Here is a 17,689-nt window from a genome sequence, read left to right on the forward strand (position 1 = left end):
GTCGATCCCGGCCTCACCGCGCCGCGCGTCCGCCTTCCGCCCCGTCACTCCTGATCCCCCCGCTCACGGGGCAGGCGCCCGCCGCCGCCCCGAGCTGACGCGGATCTCCGCGCGACGACCCCTGGTCGAGGGACGCCTCGACCTCCGGAGCATGGGTGAAGATGGGCGGATGACATCCGTGGGGGGCGTTCCGGAGCTCAGGCTGGCCGTCGTCGACGACCAGCCCCTCTACCGGCACATGCTGTCGTCGCTGCTGCGCGCGGTGCCGGGCGTGCGGAGCGTCGTGGAGGCCGGATCCGCCACGGAGGCGCGGTCGGTGCTGCGGCCCGCGGAGCTCGACGTGGCGATCCTCGACATCGAGCTCGGCGACGGGGACGGCATCGAGCTCGGGCGCCGGCTGCGGTCCACCGCGCCGGGGCTGGGCATCGTCCTGCTCTCGGCCGTCGACGCGATGCACCGCTTCCTCCGCCTCGACCGCGCCGAGGCCCGCGGCTGGAGCTACCTCTCGAAGACCTCCTCCCTCTCCGCCCCCGCGCTGCTCGCCTCCGTCCGCGCGACGGCGGACGGCCGCACCGTGCTCGATCCGGCGCTGGTCGCCGCCCGCGCGGCCCGCCGCGACTCCCCGGTCGCCGCGCTGAGCCCGCGCCAGTACGAGGTGCTCTCGGGCCTCGCATCGGGGCTGACCAACGCCGCGATCGGCGAGCGCCTCGGCATCGCGGTCCGCTCGGTCGACAACCACGTCAACGCCGTCTACGCGTCCCTCGGCGTCCGCTCGGACGGCGAGCGCAACCCGCGGGTCGACGCGACGCTCCTCTTCCTCGAGCACACCGGGTGAGCGCCGGCCCGCGCGATACGCGCGAGGACAACCGCATCGTCCTCGGAGCGATGGCCCTCCTGGGCGGCGTCCTCTCGCTGCTGGCCGCGCTCCAGGCCGTCTTCGCGCTCGGGATGCTGTCGCGGACGCTGCGGGGGGTCGATCCGGGGCCGCTGCTCGACGTGACGACGCGCGTCCTGGTCAACGTGTCGACGATCGGGCTCGCGATCGCCCTGGTCGCGGTGCTGCGTCCCGAGCGCTCGACCGGCAGCGGCCGGGTGGCCCGGACGGCGGTCATCGCCGTGGGGATGGGACTCGTCCGCTGCTGCCTCCAGGTGCTGACCGGCGTCTACCCGCTCTCGGCCCTCCCCGCTCTCGCGGTCGAGCTGGTCGTGGGATCCACGGTGATCGCGCTGATCATTGCCTACGGCTACCTGCTCGTGCGCGCGGCGCGGCGGGTGCGCGAGAAGGAGCGGGAGCACGCCCGCGCCTCCGTGCAGGCGCTCGAGGCGGTGCAGGCCCTGCAGCGGGAGGAGCTGCGGGTGCGGCGCGACGTCGCGCAGAGCCTGCACGGCGGCCTCCAGAACGGACTCGTGGTGCTGACCGCCGAGCTGCACGCGGTCGCGAGCGCATCCGACGAGGCGGCCTCGGAGCGGCTGCTCGCCATCGCCGCCCGGCTCGACCGGCTCCGCGAGGACGAGGTGCGCGCGGTCGGCCACGCCCTCTACCCGGTCGAGATCGACCACGGCCTGGTCCCCGCCGTCCGCGACCTCGTCGCGCGACTCCCTCCCGAGATCGCCGTCGACCTCGACCTCGGCCGCATCCCGGCGCTCGCCGCCGAGGGCGCCGAGGCGCCGCTCGACCAGCGGATGCTCCTGTCCGGTTCCTGGAGGAGGCGGTCACCAACGCGCTGAAGCACGGCGGCGCCTCCTCGCTGCGGGTGCGCGGCGACGAGGAGGCGGGCGTCGTGGTGCTCACCCTCGACGACGACGGCCGCGGACTCGTCGAGGGGTCGACGCGCTCGGGCCTGGCGCGGCTGGAGCGGCAGCTCGCGGTCTACGGGGGCTCGTTGGAGCTCTCGGACTCGCCCGTGCTGGCGGGGGCGCGGCTGAGGGTGCGGCTCCCGCTGTCCGACGCGGACGGCGGCGGGGACGACGGCGGGGCGGAGTAGCGGGGCGGGCGCTCGCCCTCCCACGCCCAGGGTGGCGAGCCGTCTCCTCGTGCCCGCCCCTCACGCCGGGTAGATCAGCAGATCCTCCGGAGCGACGGTGAAGCCTGCCTCGCGACCGGGCGCGAGGTCGAGGCGCGCCGCGTCGGCCGCCGGGACGTCGGCGGTCAGGAGCGCGCTGCGCACCCGCACCGCGTCTCCCCGCTGCTCCACATCGGTGATCACGGCGCGGAGGCCTCCCTCTCCGACGGAGAAGGCGGAGGGACGGACCGCGGCGAGCACCGCGGCGCCGACCGCGACCGGCTCGGCCGCGACTCCGGACAGCTCGTGCCCGTCGGCGGTGCGCAGACCCGTCGCGGTGCGGACGCCCTCGAGCAGCTCGAGCCCGGCGAGCTCGGCGGTGAACGCGGTGCGCGGGCGCGTGAGGACGCGGGCGGTCGGCCCCTCCTCGACCACCCGGCCGCCGTGCAGCACCAGAACCCGGTCGGCGAGGGTCCAGGCGTCGAGCACGTCGTGGGTGACCACGATCGCCGAGCGGTCGGCGAGCACCTCGCGGAGCATCCGGCGGAGGACCGGGGCGGTCCGGGCGTCGACCGCGGCCAGCGGCTCGTCGAGCAGCAGAAGGCGCGGGTCGGTCGCGAGGGCCCGGGCGAGGGCGACCCGCTGCGCCTGGCCGCCGGAGAGGCTCCCCGGGCGCCGGTCGGCCAGGTCGGCCACGCCCGCGGCGGCCAGCTCGCGCTCGGCCCGCTCGAGGGACCGCGCCCGTCCGGCGCCGGCGCTGCGCGGACCGAACGCCGCGTTCTCGCGCACGCTGAGGTGCGGGAACAGCAGCGGGTCCTGCGCCAGCAGGGCGACGGGGCGGCGGTGCGGAGGAGTCCAGCGGCGGTCGTCGAAGAGCAGCGCGCCGCCGGCGGTCGCCCGCCCGGAGTCGGCGCGGACGAGGCCGGCGATCAGCTCGAGCACGGTCGACTTCCCCGCGCCGTTGGGCCCGAGCAGCGCGATCGTCTCGCCCTCGGCCACGTCGATCCGCACGTCGATCCCGCGCGCCGCGAGCCGCGCCTCCAGCAGCAGGCTCACCGCGGCACCCCCCGGGCTGAGCGGCCGTGCGCGAGACCGATCACGAGCACCGCGACCACCACGAGCACCAGCGCGAGGGCGACCGCCGCGTCCGGATCGCTCTCCCGCTGCAGGTAGATCTCGAGCGGGAGGGTGCGCGTCGTGCCCTCGAGGCTGCCGGCGAAGGTCAGCGTCGCCCCGAACTCGCCGAGCGCCCGCGCGAACGAGAGGATCGCGCCCGAGGCGAGGCCCGGCAGGATCAGCGGCAGCGTGATCCGGCGGAGCACTGTCCCGGGGGAGGCGCCGAGCGTCGCTGCGACCGACTCGTACCGCGCGCCGGCGCTGCGCAGTGCGCCCTCGAGCGTCAGCACCAGGAACGGCAGGGCCACGAAGGTCTGCGCGATCACGACGGCGGTGGTCGAGAACGCGATGCGGACGCCGAGGGCCTCCAGTGCGCCGCCGAGCAGGCCCATCCGCCCGAAGGTGAAGAGCAGCGCCAGCCCGCCGACCACCGGCGGGAGCACCAGCGGCAGCAGCACCAGCGAGCGGAGCAGGCGCTGGCCGGGGAAGGCCGTGCGGGCGAGCACGAGGGCCATCGGGGTGCCGAGCAGCAGGCACAGCAGGGTCGCGACGGCGGAGGTGCGCAGGCTCAGCAGGAGCGCGGCGACGGAGGAGTCGGAGGTGATCAGCGGCAGGAACTGCGGCCAGTCGACGCGGGCGAGGATCGCGGCGAGCGGGAGCAGCACCAGCAGGGCGCCGAGCGCGGCGACGGCCACGACCCAGCGCGGCAGGCCGGACCCGGTGCGCATCAGCCGCGGGCGAGCGGCGTCTCGACGATGACCGTGGTCGCCTTGACCACCGCCACCGCGGGAGATCCGGGCTCGAGCCCGAGCTCGCGGACCGCCTCGCTGCTCATCAGCGAGACCACGCGGTGCGGACCGCACTGCAGCTCGACCTGCGCCATCACGGTGTCCATCACGATGCCGGTGACGATCCCGACGAAGCGGTTGCGGGCCGAGCGCGCGACCGGGGACGGATCCTCCGGCAGCACGGCGTTCGCGCGGGCGAGCCGGGCGACCTCGAGGCCGTCGACGACGCGTCTCCCGGACGCGTCCTTCGCGCTCTCGAGCGTCCCGTTCTCGATCCAGCGCCGCAGCGTGTCGTCGCTCACGCCGAGCGCGGCGGCGGCGTCCCTGATCCGTATCTGCGGCATGGAGTCGATCCTACGTCCGCGGCTGAGCCTGTGCCGTGCCCGCCCCCTCTCCACGAGATACCGCTCCGGTGCGCCTCCTGCGGCGTGCCGCGCATCCGGGTGGCATCTCGCGGAGAGGGAGGAGAGGACGGCGGAGGGACGGGCGCTGGGGATCCCGGGCCCCGCGCGCAACCCCCTGGAGGACCGGCGGGAGCACGACGCACGCTGAAGGGACGACGACACAGGAGGCTGCATGCGCGCGATGGTCTACCGGGGCCCCTACAAGGTCCGCGTGGAGGAGAAGGACCGGCCGAGGATCGAGCACCCGAACGACGCGATCGTCCGGGTGACGATGGCGGCGATCTGCGGATCCGATCTGCACCTCTACCACGGGCTGCTCCCGGACACCCGGATCGGCCACACCTTCGGCCACGAGTTCATCGGCGTGGTCGACGAGGTCGGCTCGTCGGTGGAGAACCTCAGCGTCGGCGACACGGTGATGGTCCCCTTCACCATCTACTGCGGCTCCTGCTGGTTCTGCTCCCGCGGCCTCTACTCCAACTGCCACAACGTGAATCCGAACGCCACCGCGATCGGCGGCATCTACGGCTACTCGCACTCGGCGGGCGGCTACGACGGCGGGCAGGCGGAGTACGTGCGCGTCCCGTTCGCCGACGTGGGCCCGACGAAGATCCCCGAGTGGCTGCCGCACGAGGACGCCCTGATGCTCACCGACGCCTTCTCGACCGGCTACTTCGGCGCGCAGCTCGGCGACATCGTCGAGGGCGACACGGTCGTGGTGCTCGGAGCCGGACCGGTCGGCCTAGCCGCCGCGCGGTCCGCCTGGCTGATGGGCGCCGGCCGCGTCATCGTCGTCGACCAGATCGACTACCGCCTCGCCAAGGCCCGCGAGTTCGCCTTCGCGGAGACCATCGACTACACCGAGGAGGACGACCTCATCGTCACCCTCAAGAAGACCACCGGCGGGCTCGGCGCCGACGTCGTGATCGACGCGGTCGGGGCGGAGGCCGACGGGAACCTCCTCCAGCACGTCACCGGCGCCAAGCTCAAGCTGCAGGGCGGCTCGCCGATCGCGCTCAACTGGGCGATCGACGGCGTCCGCAAGGGCGGGACCGTCTCGGTGATGGGCGCCTACGGTCCGCTCGCGAGCGCCGTCAAGTTCGGCGACGCCGTCAACAAGGGCCTCACGCTGCGGATGAACCAGGCCCCCGTCACCCGCCAGTGGCCGCGCCTGTTCGAGCACATCCGTGCCGGGCACATCACGCCCAGCGACCTGATCACGCACCGCATCCCGCTCGAGCACATCGCCGAGGGGTACCACCTGTTCTCGTCCAAGCTCGACGGCTGCATCAAAACCGTCGTCGTCCCGTAGGAGGATCCCGTGCCGTACACCGCCGACCGCCCCGTCCGCGTGCCGACCCCCGAGGAGCTGCGCGCGCGCATCCCGGGCTGGGGCGCCGACCTCGATCCCGCCGACCGGCCCGCCTTCCCCCGCGAGCGCAGCGACCTCGTGTCGGGCGCGCACTGGGAGCGCCCGGAGAGGATGCGGACGCACGGCCGTCGCGAGAAGAGCATCGAGCACCTCGAGCTGCCCGCCGTCTTCGGCACGGCGCAGCCCCTCCACGGCCTCTCGGGCGCGATCCGCCGCTACGCCTACGACCGGTTCAGCGAGGGGCGCCACGCGCACTGGCTGCTGCTCGTGCTGGGCGACCGGGTGGAGTCGACCGGGGCGCACCTCCGCTCGCTGCTCACGACACGGCCGGACGATCCGATCACCGAGACCGGTGTGCTGGCCGAGGCGCACGCGCACCCGATCGCCTCGCGCCGCGGCCGGACCGACGTGCGCCACCAGATCCTCGACCCGCTGGTCGTCGGCGGTCCCTGGGTCCTCGCCGCGCTCGGCGCCGTGGCCGTCGCCCGCCGCCTCCTGCGCTGACGCCCCTTCTCCCTCTCGTGAGAGGCCGCTCCGGTGCGCCTCCGTCGGCGTGTCGCGGACCGGAGGCGCGTCCCGCGGAGGAGGACGGGGGTCAGCGGCTGCGGGGCGCGGCGCCCGCGGTCGGCGCGGTGCGGGTGTCGACGCTCGCCGTGAGTGCCGCGGAGTAGCCGGACGCCGGGCTGCCGGACATCGTCGCGAGCTGCAGGGCTACGCCGTCGTCGCCGAAGACGGAGTCGGTGTCCAGGCCGACCCGGGCGAGGTTCGCGGCCGAGCCCGCGTACGCGTCGAGGGCGTAGACCGCGGTGCACGCCTCCTCCTGCAGGGCGACCTGCGAGGTCGCGATCGCGTTCGACGCGTCGGTGATCGAGTCCGCTCCCGGGTACACCTCGAAGTGGATGTGCGGCCAGCGGCCGGAGTAGCAGGCCGGGACGATCGAGGCGAAGGAGACGACGCCCGACGCGTCGGCGACCTGCACGCCGCGGAGGTACGTCTCGTCCTCGACGCCGCTGGAGTACATCGAGTAGTCCCCGTGCGCATCGCAGTGCCAGACGTACACGGCGGCTCCGGCGAACGGCACGTCCCCGTTCGCCGCGTCGAGGATCGTCAGAGTGAGGGCCAGGGGGACCCCGTCGGCCGTCGCGCCGCCGCCGATGCTGGTGCGCAGGTCGCTGCGGACGATCCCGGAGCGCTCGAGGACGTCGACCCCGTTCGAGCCGTCGCCCGGGTAGGGGCCGGCCGTCTCGTCGGGGATCTCGCCGGCGACCGCGGTGCCGGCCCCGGCCGTGGCGGTCGCGGTGGGAGTCGCGGTGGCGGTCGCGGCGGCGGAGGAGGCGGATCCCGATCCTCCGGTGGCGCACGCCGCGAGCCCGAGGGTCGCCGCCCCCGCACCGACCAGCGTCAGCACGCCGCGCCGCGAGAAGAGGGTCCCCACGTCGAACGGGAGGCCCTGGTCGACCACCTCCTCCTCGGGGCGGTCGAGCCGCCGGCCCTCGTAGGCCGGTCCGTCGGGCGTGCTGCGGGGCTCCGGGATGCGGGTCATGGTCGTGCTCCTCGTCGATCGTGGTGTCCGTCGCGAGCAACCCTTGCGGCCGGGGCTCTGCGCCTCCGATGACCGTCCTACGACCCTCCTATGACCGACCTGCCGACCGCCCTGCAGGTCTCCTCCGACGCCGCGACGCCTCTCACGGTGCTCCGAACCCGGCCGCCGCGAGCACCGCGCGCCCGGCGTCGGAGGCGACGTACGCGACGAAGGCCGCCGCCGTGGCCGGGTCGCCCGCTCCGGTCAGCGCCGCGATCGGGTACGTGTTCACCGCCTCCGAGGCCTCATCGAAGGGAATGCCGGTGACCGAGCCCGCGGCCCCGCGGACGTCGGTCGCGTAGACGAGCCCGGCGTCCGCTTCACCCGAGGACACCTTGCCGAGCACGTCGGTGACCGACGACTCCTCGCTCACGGGGGAGATGTCGACACCGGCGGCCTGCTCGACCGCGACGGCCGCTGCTCCGCACGGCACCTGCGGCGCGCAGACGACGGTGGCGGTCCCGGGCCGGGCGAGGTCGGCGAGCGAGGCGACCTGCGCCGGGTTGCCGGGAGGCACGGCGATCTCGAGCGTGTTCGTGGCGATGTCGACCGGGTCCCCGTCGACGAACCCGGCCTCGGCGACGGTGGACATGGTGCGCTCATCGGCGGAGGCGAAGACGTCGGCCGGGGCGCCGTTGACGATCTGCGTCGCGAGGTCGGAGGAGCCGGCGAAGGAGAGCTCGACCTGCGCGCCGGGCTCGGCGGCCTCGAACCCCGTGGCGAGCTCGGTGAACGCGCCCTTCAGCGAGGCGGCGGCGAAGACCGTGATGGAGCCGCCGACCGAGGACGTCGCGCCGCCGGTGGCCGTATCGCCGGCGGGGGTCGACGGAGCGGAGCAGCCGGCGAGCAGGAGGAGCGCGGCAGCGGCCGGGACGAGGGGGAGCAGGCGACGATGCACGGGGACCTCCGGATCTGGGGTCCGCAGATGCGGCGGACAACTGATCCTAGGACCTCAGGTGCGGAGGCGGGCTGGGAGGAGGGCCTCACGTGCGGCGGAGAGACGATCCGAGGATCGGACCGGCCGGGCGAAGCGCCTGCGCGAGGACCGACGGGCCGCGCGACGCACAGCGGCGGGCGGACCGCAGCCCTCCGGCTCCGGCCCGCCCGCCGCTCGTCGCGGCCGCCTCGACGGCGGTCCTCCGCTCAGCCCTGCGGCGGCGAGTAGAACTGGAGGTCGTTGCCCTCCGAGTCCTTGAAGGGGAGGATGCGGCCCCACTCGTGGTCGCTGATCTCACCCTCGATCGACGCGCCCCGCGCCGTGAGGCGCTCCAGCTCGTCCTCGATCGAGCCCTCGGGCTGGAACGAGATGACCGCCCCGCCCTGCTCCGCGACCGTGGCCGATTCGCGGGCGTTCAGGCCGATCATCAGCCCGCCGGCGTCCAGCTCCGACCAGTCGGCCGAGGTGTCCTTGACCTCGAGGCCGAGCGTGTCGCGGTAGAACGCGACCGCCCGCTCCATGTCCGTGACGGGGACCCAGACCGTTGCGACTCCTGATGCCATGTCGTGCTCCTTCGCTCGATGATGCCGATCCTCCGACGCTAGGTCGGCGACGCCCGGAGCGGGGGCCCTTGCGCCGACGCGCGGAGGCTGCTCTCGCGCGGCGCCTCTCCGCCGAGCTGCCGTGCTCACGCGCCCGGCAGCGGTGAGGCGCCGGCTTCCCGCTGCCCGTCAGTGCCGAGACACCGCCCCGCGCCGAGACACCGCCCCGCGCCGAGACACCGCCCCTCGCCGAGACACCGCCCCTCGCCGGCGTCCCGGCGCGCAGCGGGACGTCTCGGCCCGGCCTCCGCGCGCGAGCGCTCCCCGCCGACGTCACCGACGACGCGGCCGCCGAGGCGGGCGTCGCCTGGATCGAGGAGGCGGTGGGTCCGTTGCGCATCCTGGTCAACAACGCCGGCGTCCAGCACCGCGTGCCCCTGCTCGAGCTCGAGGTCGCCGACTGGGAGCGGGTGCTGCGCACGAACCTCACCAGCGCCTTCGTGGTCGGCCGGGCGGCGGCGAAGCGGATGATCCCGCGCGGCGCCGGGAAGATCGTCAACGTCGCCTCGGTGCAGGCCGATCTCGCGCGGCCGACGATCGCGCCCTACACCGCCTCGAAGGGCGGGATCCGCAACCTCACGCGCGCGATGACGGCGGAGTGGGCGCAGCACGGCATCCAGGTCAACGCGATCGCTCCGGGGTACATCCACACCGAGATGACGCAGGGCCTCGTCGACGACGTGGCGTTCAACAGCTGGATCCTCGGCCGCACGCCCGCCGCGCGCTGGGGCCGCGTCGAGGACCTGATCGGCCCCGCCGTCTGGCTCGCCTCCGACGGCTCGGACTACGTCAACGGGCAGGTCGTCTTCATCGACGGCGGCATGACCGTCGTCGTCTGAGCCACCCCTCGACCCACCGAACGGAACCCGCATGACCGCGCTCGTCCCCGCCTCCACCACCCGCGTCGTCGTCCACGCCGCCGGCGACCTCCGCGTCGAGGAGGCGCCGCTCGCGCCGCGCGGCTCCGGCGAGGCCCTCGTCGCCGTCGCGTACGGCGGGATCTGCGGCTCCGATCTGCACTACTGGACGCACGGCGCCGCGGGCGAGTCGATCCTCCGCGAGCCGCTGACGCTCGGCCACGAGGTGGTCGGCACGGTCGTCGAGGCAGCGGCAGACGGCTCCGGACCCCCGGACGGCGCGGCCGTCGCCGTGCACCCCGCGACCGCGCGCGGCGAGTGGCCCGACGGGCGCCCGAACCTCGCGACCGAGGGCACCTACCTGGGCAGCGCCGCGCGGATGCCGCACACCCAGGGCGCGTTCGCCCGCCACGCGGTGCTGCCGGCGCGCATGCTCCGCGAACTGCCCGCCGGCCTCGGGCTCCGGGAGGCGGCGCTCGCGGAGCCGGCGAGCGTCGCCTGGCACGCGGTCTCGCGAGCCGGAGAGGTGGCGGGACGTCGCGTGCTGGTGATCGGCAGCGGCCCGATCGGAGCGCTGATCGTCGCCGTGCTGAAGCGGGCGGGGGCGGCCGAGATCGTCGCCGTCGACCTGGCCGAGGAGCCCCTGGCGATCGCCCGCGCGGTCGGCGCGACCCGGACGATCCGCGCGACCGACGCCGACGCGATCGCCGAGGTCGCCGCCGACGTCGTCTTCGAATCCTCGGGCAGCCCGCGCGGCCTCGCCTCGGCCGTCCGGGGCGCCGCCCGCGGCGGCACCGTCGTGATGGTGGGACTCCTCCCCTCGGGCGAGCAGCCGGCCCTGATCTCGCTCGCGATCACCCGGGAGCTGCGCCTGATCGGCTCCTTCCGCTTCGTCGACGAGATCGACGAGGTGCTGGCGGCGCTCGCCGACGGGAGCCTCGCGGTGGCGCCGGTGGTCACGCAGGTGCTGCCGCTGGAGCGCGCGCTCGAGGCCTTCGAGCTCGCCCGCGACGCCTCGCGCTCGAGCAAGGTGCTGCTCGACTTCACCCCGTGACAGGCGCTCGAGGCGCCTCCGGAGGGTCGGGATCGCCCGAGCGTTCGGGGTTCCCTCGGACGGCGGCGCCGCCGGAGCACTACCGTTGCACCATGGCGTCCACCGATACCCCCGATTCCGCCCCCGAAGCCGACACCGCTTCCGAGAGCGCCCCCACGCTCACCTTCTCCGACCTCGGTCTCTCCGACCCGGTCCTCAAGGCCCTCAAGGAGGTCGGCTACGAGACGCCCTCGGCCATCCAGGCCGCGACGATCCCGTCCCTCCTCTCCGGCCGCGACGTCCTCGGCGTCGCCCAGACCGGCACCGGCAAGACCGCGGCGTTCGCGCTGCCGATCCTCTCGCGCCTCGACGTCTCGCAGAAGACGCCGCAGGCCCTCGTGCTGGCCCCGACCCGCGAGCTCGCGCTGCAGGTGTGCGAGGCGTTCGAGCGCTACGCGTCCGGCCTCCGCGGCGTCCACGTCCTCCCCGTCTACGGCGGCCAGGGATACGGCACCCAGCTCTCCGCGCTCCGCCGCGGCGTCCACGTCGTCGTCGGCACGCCCGGCCGCATCATGGACCACCTCGAGAAGGGCACCCTCGACCTCTCGCAGCTGAAGTTCCTGGTTCTCGACGAGGCCGACGAGATGCTCAAGATGGGCTTCGCGGAGGACGTCGAGACGATCCTCGCCGACACCCCCGTCGAGAAGCAGATCGCGCTGTTCTCGGCGACGATGCCCGCGCAGATCCGCCGCATCTCCGGCAAGTACCTGAAGGAGCCGGAGGAGATCACGGTCAAGAACAAGACCACGACCTCCGTCAACACCACGCAGCGCTACCTGATGGTGTCGTACCCGCAGAAGGTCGACGCCCTCACCCGCATCCTCGAGGTCGAGAACTTCGAGGGCATGATCGTGTTCGTCCGCACGAAGAGCGAGACGGAGACGCTGGCCGAGAAGCTGCGCGCCCGCGGCTACACCGCGGCGGCGATCAGCGGAGACGTGGCCCAGGCCCAGCGCGAGCGCACGGTCGAGCAGCTGAAGTCGGGCAAGCTCGACATCCTCGTCGCGACCGATGTCGCCGCCCGCGGCCTCGACGTCGAGCGCATCAGCCACGTCGTCAACTACGACATCCCGATCGACACCGAGTCGTACGTCCACCGCATCGGCCGCACCGGTCGCGCGGGGCGCAGCGGAGCGGCGATCAGCTTCGTCACGCCGCGCGAGCGCCGCCTCCTCGCCGCCATCGAGAAGGCCACCCGCCAGCCGCTGACCGAGATGCGGATGCCGAGCGTCGAGGACGTCAACGTCACCCGCCTCTCGCGCTTCGACGACGCGATCACCGCGGCGCTCGCCGACACCGAGCGCCTGCAGCGCTTCCGCGACATCATCGGCCACTACGTCGAGCACCACGACGTGGTCGAGTCGGACGTCGCCGCCGCGCTGGCCATCGTCGCGCAGGGCGAGGAGCCGCTGCTGCTCTCGCCCGACGACCCCCGCTTCGCCCGTCGCGAGCGCGAGGACCGCGACTCCCGGCCCGACCGCGGCGACCGCCCCGAGCGCGGCGACCGCTTCGACCGCGGCGGCGACCGCGGCGAGCGTCCCGAGCGCCGTCAGCGCCCGGCGAACAGCAACCTCGCCTCGTACCGGATCGAGGTCGGCCGCCGCCAGCGCGTCGAGCCCCGCCAGATCGTGGGCGCGCTCGCGAACGAGGGCGGCCTCAACCGCGGCGACTTCGGGCACATCGACATCCGCCCGGACTTCTCGATCGTGGAGCTGCCGGCCGACCTGCCCCAGGACGTGCTCGACCGCCTCGCCGACACCCGCATCAGCGGCCAGCTGATCGAGCTGAAGCCGGACCGCCGTCCGAGCCGCGCCGGCGCCGACCGCGGCGCACGCCCCAGCGGCCCGAGCCGCTCGAGCGAGCGCCCGGAGCGCAAGCCGCGCTACTGACGCCTCCCGCCCCGGCGGACGGGCCTCCACAAGACGCCACTCCGGTACAGCGACCCTCGCGTGTCGCGTACCGGAGTGGCGTCTCGCGTTCGTGCGGGGGGCGGCCTCAGCGGCGCAGGACGCGCCGGGCCAGCACGTTGCCGAGCAGTTGCACCAGCTGCACGATCACGATGATCACGAGCACCGCGGCCCAGGTGACGACCGGCTCGAACTGCCGGTAGCCGTACTGGATCGCGAAGTTGCCGAGCCCGCCGGCGCCGATGTAGCCGGCGACCGCCGACATGTCGATCACGGCGACGAACACGAACGTGTAGCCGAGGATCAGCGGACCGAGCGCCTCCGGCAGCAGCACCGTGCGGACGATCCGGAACCGGCTCGCTCCGACCGACCGCGCCGCCTCGATCACGCCGGGCTGCACGGTCAGCAGGTTCTGCTCCACGATCCGCCCGATGCCGAAGGCGGCGCCGAGCGAGAGGGTGAAGACGATGGCGTCCGTGCCGATGCCGGAGCCGACCACCAGCCGGGCCAGCGGCTGGGCCGCGGCGATGAAGATGATGAACGGGATCGGCCGGAACACGTTCACGATCACGTTGAGCAGTCCGTGGACCATCCGGTTCGCGTAGAGGGCGCCGCCGCGGGTGAGCGCGAGGCCCAGTCCGATCAGCAGTCCGCCGAGCCCGCCGAAGAGGAGGCTCAGCGCGACGATGTAGAGCGTCTCGCCGGTCGCCTGGACGAGCTTGGGCAGGAGCGGGATCAGCTCGTTCATCGGGGCACCTCCGTGAGGGCGACGCGTCCGCCGAGGCGGGCGAGGAGGGGGTCGACGACGCCGTCCGGCGCGTCGAGGGCGACCGTGAGGTGGCCGAAGGCCCGTCCGCGGACGTCGGTGATGCCGCCGTAGACGAGCTCGAGCGGCACGCCGGCCGCCGCGACCTCGGCGAAGACGTCGCCCTGGGAGGCGGAGTCGTCCGAGAACGAGAGCGTGACCAGCCGGCCGCGGTGGCGCGTGCGCAGCACGGCCGCCTCCGCGGGCGAGGGCACCGAGCGGACGACCGTGGAGACGAAGCGGCGGGTGACCGGCTCGCGCGGGGCCGAGAACACGTCGAAGACGGGCCCGCGCTCCACGATGCGGCCCGACTCCATCACCGCGACCTTCGTCGCGAGCTGCTGGACCACGTCCATCTCGTGGGTGATCACGACGATGGTGACGCCCAGCTCCTCGTTGATGCGGCGGAGGAGGGCGAGCACCTCGCCGGTGGTGTCCGGGTCGAGCGCGCTGGTGGCCTCGTCGGCCAGCAGGATGCGCGGGGAGGCGGCGAGGGCGCGGGCGATGCCGACGCGCTGCTTCTGCCCGCCCGAGAGCTGCTCCGGGTGGCTGCGCGCCTTGTCGCTCAGGCCGACGAAGCGGAGCATCTCGTCGACGCGGGCGCGCTGCTCCGCCCGCGGGACGCCCGCGACCTGCAGCGGGTAGGCGACGTTCTGCCCCACGGTCTTCGAGCCGAACAGGTTGAACTGCTGGAAGATCATCCCGATGCCCAGGCGCAGCCGACGCAGCTCGCGCTCGGGCAGCCCCATGGTCTCGCGGCCGTCGATCTCGATGCTGCCGCTGGTCGCGGGCTCGAGGGCGTTGACGAGGCGCGCGAGCGTGCTCTTGCCGGCGCCGGAGTAGCCGATCACGCCGTAGACGTCGCCCGCCTCGATCTCGAGGCTCACGCCGTCGACGGCCGCGGTCGGGGCGGCGCCGCGCCCTGCGCCGGGGTACACCTTGCGCACGTCGGTCATGCGGATGAGCGGCACGGGGCGCCCTTTCTGTTGCGGGGGAGGCGCGGGACCGCGCCGGTGGGGAGCTCCGCGAGCGGAGGACCCGACCGGCGCGGTGCCGCGGGTGCCGGAGTCAGGAGGTGGCGGAGATGTCGGTCTCGGCGGACTCGAGCGAGGTCTCCAGCTCGGAGGCGGGGGTCTTCAGGAAGACCGCGGTGCCGCCGGACTGCTCCGAGACGCCGTCGAGCACGTCCTGGCTGTCCTGGTAGATCGAGACGAGCTTCGTGTAGGTCTCGTTCCCGGCGTCGTCGGCCCGGGCGGCGAAGATGTTCGTGTAGAGCAGGGAGGCGGGGTCGCTCGGGTCGTCCTGGGCGATCGCGTCCGAGGCCTTCAGGCCCGCGTTCTCGATGAAGTCGTTGTTGATGATCGCGGCGGCCACGTCCGGGAGCGACGTCGGGGTGAGGGAGGCCTCGAGCGCGGTGACCTCCACCTTCGAGGAGGATTCGACGTCGTCGACGTTCGAGAGCACTCCGCCGCCGTCCTTCAGCTCGACGAGCCCGGCCGACTGCAGCACCAGCAGCGCGCGCGCCTGATTCGTCTCGTCGTTGGGGATCGCGACGGTGGAGCCGGCGGGGATGTCCGCGACGTCGTCGTACTGCGAGGAGTAGAGGCCGAGCGGGTAGATCGCGGTCGCGCCGATCGGCACGAGGTCGGCGTCGGCCGAGGTGTTGTACTGCGCCAGGTAGGCGATGTGCTGGAACTGGTTGAGGTCGATCTCGCCCTCGGTGAGGGCGGGGTTGGGCTGGTTGTAGTCGCTGAAGTCGACGATCTCGACGTCGATCCCGGCGTCGGCGGCGGCCTTCTCGTAGGTGGCCCAGTAGGGGTCGCTCGCGCCGACCACGCCGATGCGGACGGTGTCGTCGCCGCCGCCCGCGCCGGAGCAGCCGGAGAGGAGGAGGGCGGCGGAGGCGGCGATCGCGGAGGTCGCGAGGAGTCGGGTGCGCAGGGTCATGGCTGTGGGGATCCTTCCGTGGAGAGGATCCGGGCACGCGGTGCCGACCGGGCGCTGCTGGTCACCGCCGGCGCTGCGACCGGCCTCCGGTCGCTCGGCGCCGCGACTGCGCGGATCCCGGGGATCACCTTACGAAGGCGGTCGGACCCGCGCGGAACCCGCGCGTAACACGGCGACTCGGAGGCAGCGGAGGCGCGCGCTCACCGCGCGAGCGCGCCGTCGCGGCTGCTCGGCGCGGGGTCCCGCCGTGGGGCGCGCTCAGCTTGAGAGCGCGCCACAGCGCCGCTCAGCGCGGGATCGCGCTGCGGCTGCGCGCTCAGCGCCTGACCGCGCCGCGCCGGACGCTCAGCTCGCGAGCGCGCCGTCCTCGCCCGCCGACGCCTCGTGCTTGGCGATCCGCTTCGCGATCGCGTCGCGCTCGGCCCGGAGCGACGCGATGGTCGGCTTGTCCAGGCGGGGGTCGGCCAGATCGGCGAAGGGGCTCGCGGCGCCGGTGCGCGCGGACACGAGCGCGGCGTACGCCTTCGTCGCGGCGCGGAGCTCAGCTCCGGCCCGTTCGACCTTCCGCGGCTTCGACTCCTTGTCCGAGACGAGTCGGGCGTGCTTGTCGAGGGCCTCTACCAGTGCGCGATGCGCAGCGTCAATCTTCTTGCTCATAGGCGCATTATGGCGCAGGATCGGCGCACGGCGCCGACTGTGACTCCCCGCGCCCGCCGCCCCCTTCCGTGAGACGCCGCTTCGGCACGCGACACGCCGGGGGAGGCGCACCGGAGCGGCATCTCGCGGGGAGGGGACGGTCGGGTCAGCGGGCGACCGGCGTGGAGACGGACGACGCGCCCGCGCTGGTGGCGACCGCGTCGAGGACGCGCTGCACGTCGAGGGCGTCGGCGAATGTGGGCGTGACCGCCGTGCCTCCGGCGATCGCCTCGACGAGGTCGACGACCTGGTGCGTGAAGAGGTGCTCGTAGCCGATGCCGTGCCCGGTCGGCCACCAGGCCGCCATGTACGGGTGCGCCGGCTCGGTGACCTGGATGCGCCGGAAGCCCTGCGCCTCCTCGGGGTCGCGGGCGTCGTAGTACTCGAGCTCGTTCATCCGCTCGAAGTCGAACGCGATCGAGCCGAGCTCGCCGTTCACCTCGATCCGGTTGGCGTTGCGGCGGCCGGTCGCGACGCGGGTCGCCTCGAAGACGCCCAGGGCGCCGCCCTCGAAGGAGGCGGTGAAGGCCGCGGCGTCGTCGACGGTCACGGCGCCGCGCGGGGCGTCGGCACCGGCGCGGCCGCCGAGGCCGACCTGCTCGCTGAGCACGGGGCGCTCGGTGGTGAAGGTGCGCAGCGTCGCCGAGACCGAGGTGATGCCGCGGCCGGTCAGCCACTGGGCGGTGTCGATGCTGTGCGCGCCGATGTCGCCGAGGGCGCCCGAGCCGGCGCGCTCCTTCTGCAGGCGCCAGGTCAGCGGCGCCTCGGAGTCGGACAGCCAGTCCTGCAGGTACTGGGCGCGCACGTGGCGGATGTCGCCGAGGCGGCCCTCCTCGATGAAGCGCTTCGCGAGGGCGAGGGCCGGGGTGCGGCGGTAGCTGAAGCCGCACATCGCCACCTTGCCGGAGGCGGCGGCCGCGGCGACCATCCGCTCCGCCTCCTCGACGGAGTTGGCGAGGGGCTTCTCGCACAGCACGTGCTTGCCGGCCTCGAGGGCCGCGATGGCGATCTCGGCGTGGGTGTCGCCCGGCGTGCAGATGTCGACGAGGTCGATGTCGTCGCGGGCGATGACGGCCCGCCAGTCGGTGGAGGCCTCGCTCCAGCCCAGCCGCTCGGCGCGCTCGGCGGTCGAGTCGGGGTTGCTCCCCACGAGCACGGCGAGCTCGGGGCGGAGGGGGAGGGGGAAGAAGCGGGAGGCGGTGCGCCAGGCGTGCGAGTGGGTGCGGCCCATGAAGGCGGTCCCCACCATCGCGACGCGCAGGGCTCGGTCGTTCGACATCGTCGTCCTTTCGTCGGCCGTACGACCCTGCCACGGGTCGGGGCGCGGGCGCTACCGCGCTCGGCGAGGCCGCCTCCGGGGCGACGCGCCCGGGCTGCACGGACATGAGCGCGTTCATAGGGTTCGGAGAGCGCTCTATCACGGACGGAATGTCTCAACCGCCGCCGTCAGATGTCGCGTAATCCCGCGGATCCCAGCCCTGACGCGGTAGCAGGAAGCCCCTGGGGCGACTGGGCGATCACTCGAACCGCCTTCGAATCGGTTCAGAACTTTTGCTTGACCCGCGACGTAAGTGGAAGTA

19 protein-coding genes are annotated in these 17,689 nt (G+C 73.9%); 8 read left to right on the forward strand and 11 right to left on the reverse strand.

The window, feature by feature from the left end:
• The first annotated feature begins 169 nt into the window (after positions 1-169).
• From C5D09_RS12900 to C5D09_RS12910, 3 genes are read left to right on the forward strand one after another with little or no spacing between them, the layout of a single operon-like run.
• Entirely contained in the window at positions 170-835 is a 666-nt protein-coding gene (locus C5D09_RS12900) for a response regulator transcription factor (RefSeq protein WP_104237929.1), read from the forward strand.
• Positions 832-1,728: a hypothetical protein gene (locus C5D09_RS12905; protein WP_104269472.1), complete on the forward strand. Its 897-nt coding sequence runs from the start codon at positions 832-834 to the stop codon at positions 1,726-1,728. Before C5D09_RS12900 ends, C5D09_RS12905 begins: the two co-directional genes overlap by 4 nt.
• Positions 1,729-1,754: 26 nt before the next feature.
• On the forward strand, positions 1,755-1,985 hold the full coding sequence (locus C5D09_RS12910) for a hypothetical protein (RefSeq protein WP_104269473.1): 231 nt from the start codon (positions 1,755-1,757) through the stop codon (positions 1,983-1,985).
• Positions 1,986-2,045: 60 nt separating this feature from the next.
• Here the strand turns inward: C5D09_RS12910 and C5D09_RS12915 are convergent, their stop codons facing one another.
• From C5D09_RS12915 to C5D09_RS12925, 3 genes are read right to left on the reverse strand one after another with little or no spacing between them, the layout of a single operon-like run.
• Positions 2,046-3,059 (reverse strand): sulfate/molybdate ABC transporter ATP-binding protein, encoded by a 1,014-nt coding sequence (locus C5D09_RS12915; RefSeq protein ID WP_104269474.1) that lies wholly within the window; start codon positions 3,057-3,059, stop codon positions 2,046-2,048.
• Positions 3,056-3,847: an ABC transporter permease gene (locus C5D09_RS12920; RefSeq protein ID WP_104222446.1), complete on the reverse strand. Its 792-nt coding sequence runs from the start codon at positions 3,845-3,847 to the stop codon at positions 3,056-3,058. Before C5D09_RS12920 ends, C5D09_RS12915 begins: the two co-directional genes overlap by 4 nt.
• Positions 3,847-4,251, reverse strand: a complete 405-nt coding sequence (locus tag C5D09_RS12925; protein ID WP_104222447.1) for a molybdopterin-binding protein — start codon at positions 4,249-4,251, stop codon at positions 3,847-3,849. Before C5D09_RS12925 ends, C5D09_RS12920 begins: the two co-directional genes overlap by 1 nt.
• Before the next feature lie 232 nt (positions 4,252-4,483).
• On the opposite strand from C5D09_RS12925, the gene C5D09_RS12930 reads away from it, so the two are divergent.
• Together C5D09_RS12930 and C5D09_RS12935 are read left to right on the forward strand one after the other, a co-directional pair.
• Positions 4,484-5,623: a zinc-dependent alcohol dehydrogenase gene (locus tag C5D09_RS12930; protein WP_104247669.1), complete on the forward strand. Its 1,140-nt coding sequence runs from the start codon at positions 4,484-4,486 to the stop codon at positions 5,621-5,623.
• A gap of 9 nt (positions 5,624-5,632) precedes the next feature.
• Positions 5,633-6,187, forward strand: coding sequence for a hypothetical protein (locus tag C5D09_RS12935; protein WP_104269475.1), 555 nt, complete (start codon positions 5,633-5,635; stop codon positions 6,185-6,187).
• 91 nt (positions 6,188-6,278) lie between these two features.
• Here C5D09_RS12935 and C5D09_RS12940 read toward each other — a convergent pair whose 3' ends face one another.
• The 3 genes from C5D09_RS12940 to C5D09_RS12950 all read right to left on the reverse strand — a co-directional run bounded on the left by C5D09_RS12940 (position 6,279) and on the right by C5D09_RS12950 (position 8,765).
• Positions 6,279-7,226, reverse strand: coding sequence for an intradiol ring-cleavage dioxygenase (locus tag C5D09_RS12940; RefSeq protein WP_104269476.1), 948 nt, complete (start codon positions 7,224-7,226; stop codon positions 6,279-6,281).
• A 142-nt stretch (positions 7,227-7,368) separates the two neighbouring features.
• Positions 7,369-8,163: a molybdate ABC transporter substrate-binding protein gene (gene modA, locus C5D09_RS12945; RefSeq protein ID WP_104269477.1), complete on the reverse strand. Its 795-nt coding sequence runs from the start codon at positions 8,161-8,163 to the stop codon at positions 7,369-7,371.
• Positions 8,164-8,408: 245 nt separating this feature from the next.
• Entirely contained in the window at positions 8,409-8,765 is a 357-nt protein-coding gene (locus C5D09_RS12950) for a VOC family protein (protein ID WP_104222452.1), read from the reverse strand.
• Positions 8,766-8,926: 161 nt separating this feature from the next.
• Between C5D09_RS12950 and C5D09_RS12955 the strand changes: the two genes are divergently transcribed.
• From C5D09_RS12955 to C5D09_RS12965, 3 genes are all read left to right on the forward strand, one after another.
• A complete protein-coding gene (locus C5D09_RS12955) occupies positions 8,927-9,643 on the forward strand; it encodes an SDR family oxidoreductase (RefSeq protein ID WP_104269478.1) in 717 nt (238 codons plus the stop codon).
• 31 nt (positions 9,644-9,674) lie between these two features.
• On the forward strand, positions 9,675-10,715 hold the full coding sequence (locus C5D09_RS12960) for an L-idonate 5-dehydrogenase (RefSeq protein WP_104269479.1): 1,041 nt from the start codon (positions 9,675-9,677) through the stop codon (positions 10,713-10,715).
• Between the two features lie 92 nt (positions 10,716-10,807).
• Entirely contained in the window at positions 10,808-12,643 is a 1,836-nt protein-coding gene (locus C5D09_RS12965) for a DEAD/DEAH box helicase (RefSeq protein ID WP_104237941.1), read from the forward strand.
• Positions 12,644-12,749: 106 nt separating this feature from the next.
• Here C5D09_RS12965 and C5D09_RS12970 read toward each other — a convergent pair whose 3' ends face one another.
• From C5D09_RS12970 to C5D09_RS12990, 5 genes are all read right to left on the reverse strand, one after another.
• Positions 12,750-13,409, reverse strand: a complete 660-nt coding sequence (locus C5D09_RS12970; protein WP_104226596.1) for a methionine ABC transporter permease — start codon at positions 13,407-13,409, stop codon at positions 12,750-12,752.
• On the reverse strand, positions 13,406-14,437 hold the full coding sequence (locus C5D09_RS12975) for a methionine ABC transporter ATP-binding protein (RefSeq protein ID WP_258062154.1): 1,032 nt from the start codon (positions 14,435-14,437) through the stop codon (positions 13,406-13,408). Before C5D09_RS12975 ends, C5D09_RS12970 begins: the two co-directional genes overlap by 4 nt.
• 97 nt (positions 14,438-14,534) lie before the next feature.
• Entirely contained in the window at positions 14,535-15,413 is an 879-nt protein-coding gene (locus C5D09_RS12980; RefSeq protein ID WP_104269480.1) for a MetQ/NlpA family ABC transporter substrate-binding protein, read from the reverse strand.
• A gap of 345 nt (positions 15,414-15,758) precedes the next feature.
• Positions 15,759-16,070 (reverse strand): hypothetical protein, encoded by a 312-nt coding sequence (locus tag C5D09_RS12985; RefSeq protein WP_104222458.1) that lies wholly within the window; start codon positions 16,068-16,070, stop codon positions 15,759-15,761.
• A 145-nt stretch (positions 16,071-16,215) separates the two neighbouring features.
• Positions 16,216-17,388 carry a Gfo/Idh/MocA family protein gene (locus tag C5D09_RS12990; RefSeq protein ID WP_104226598.1) on the reverse strand — a complete coding sequence of 391 codons (1,173 nt, stop codon included), beginning with the start codon at positions 17,386-17,388 and terminating at the stop codon, positions 16,216-16,218.
• Between the last annotated feature and the right edge of the window lie 301 nt (positions 17,389-17,689).

The sequence above is a fragment of the Rathayibacter sp. AY1C9 genome (assembly GCF_002932315.1).
In the GTDB taxonomy this organism is placed as follows: Bacteria; Actinomycetota; Actinomycetes; order Actinomycetales; family Microbacteriaceae; genus Rathayibacter.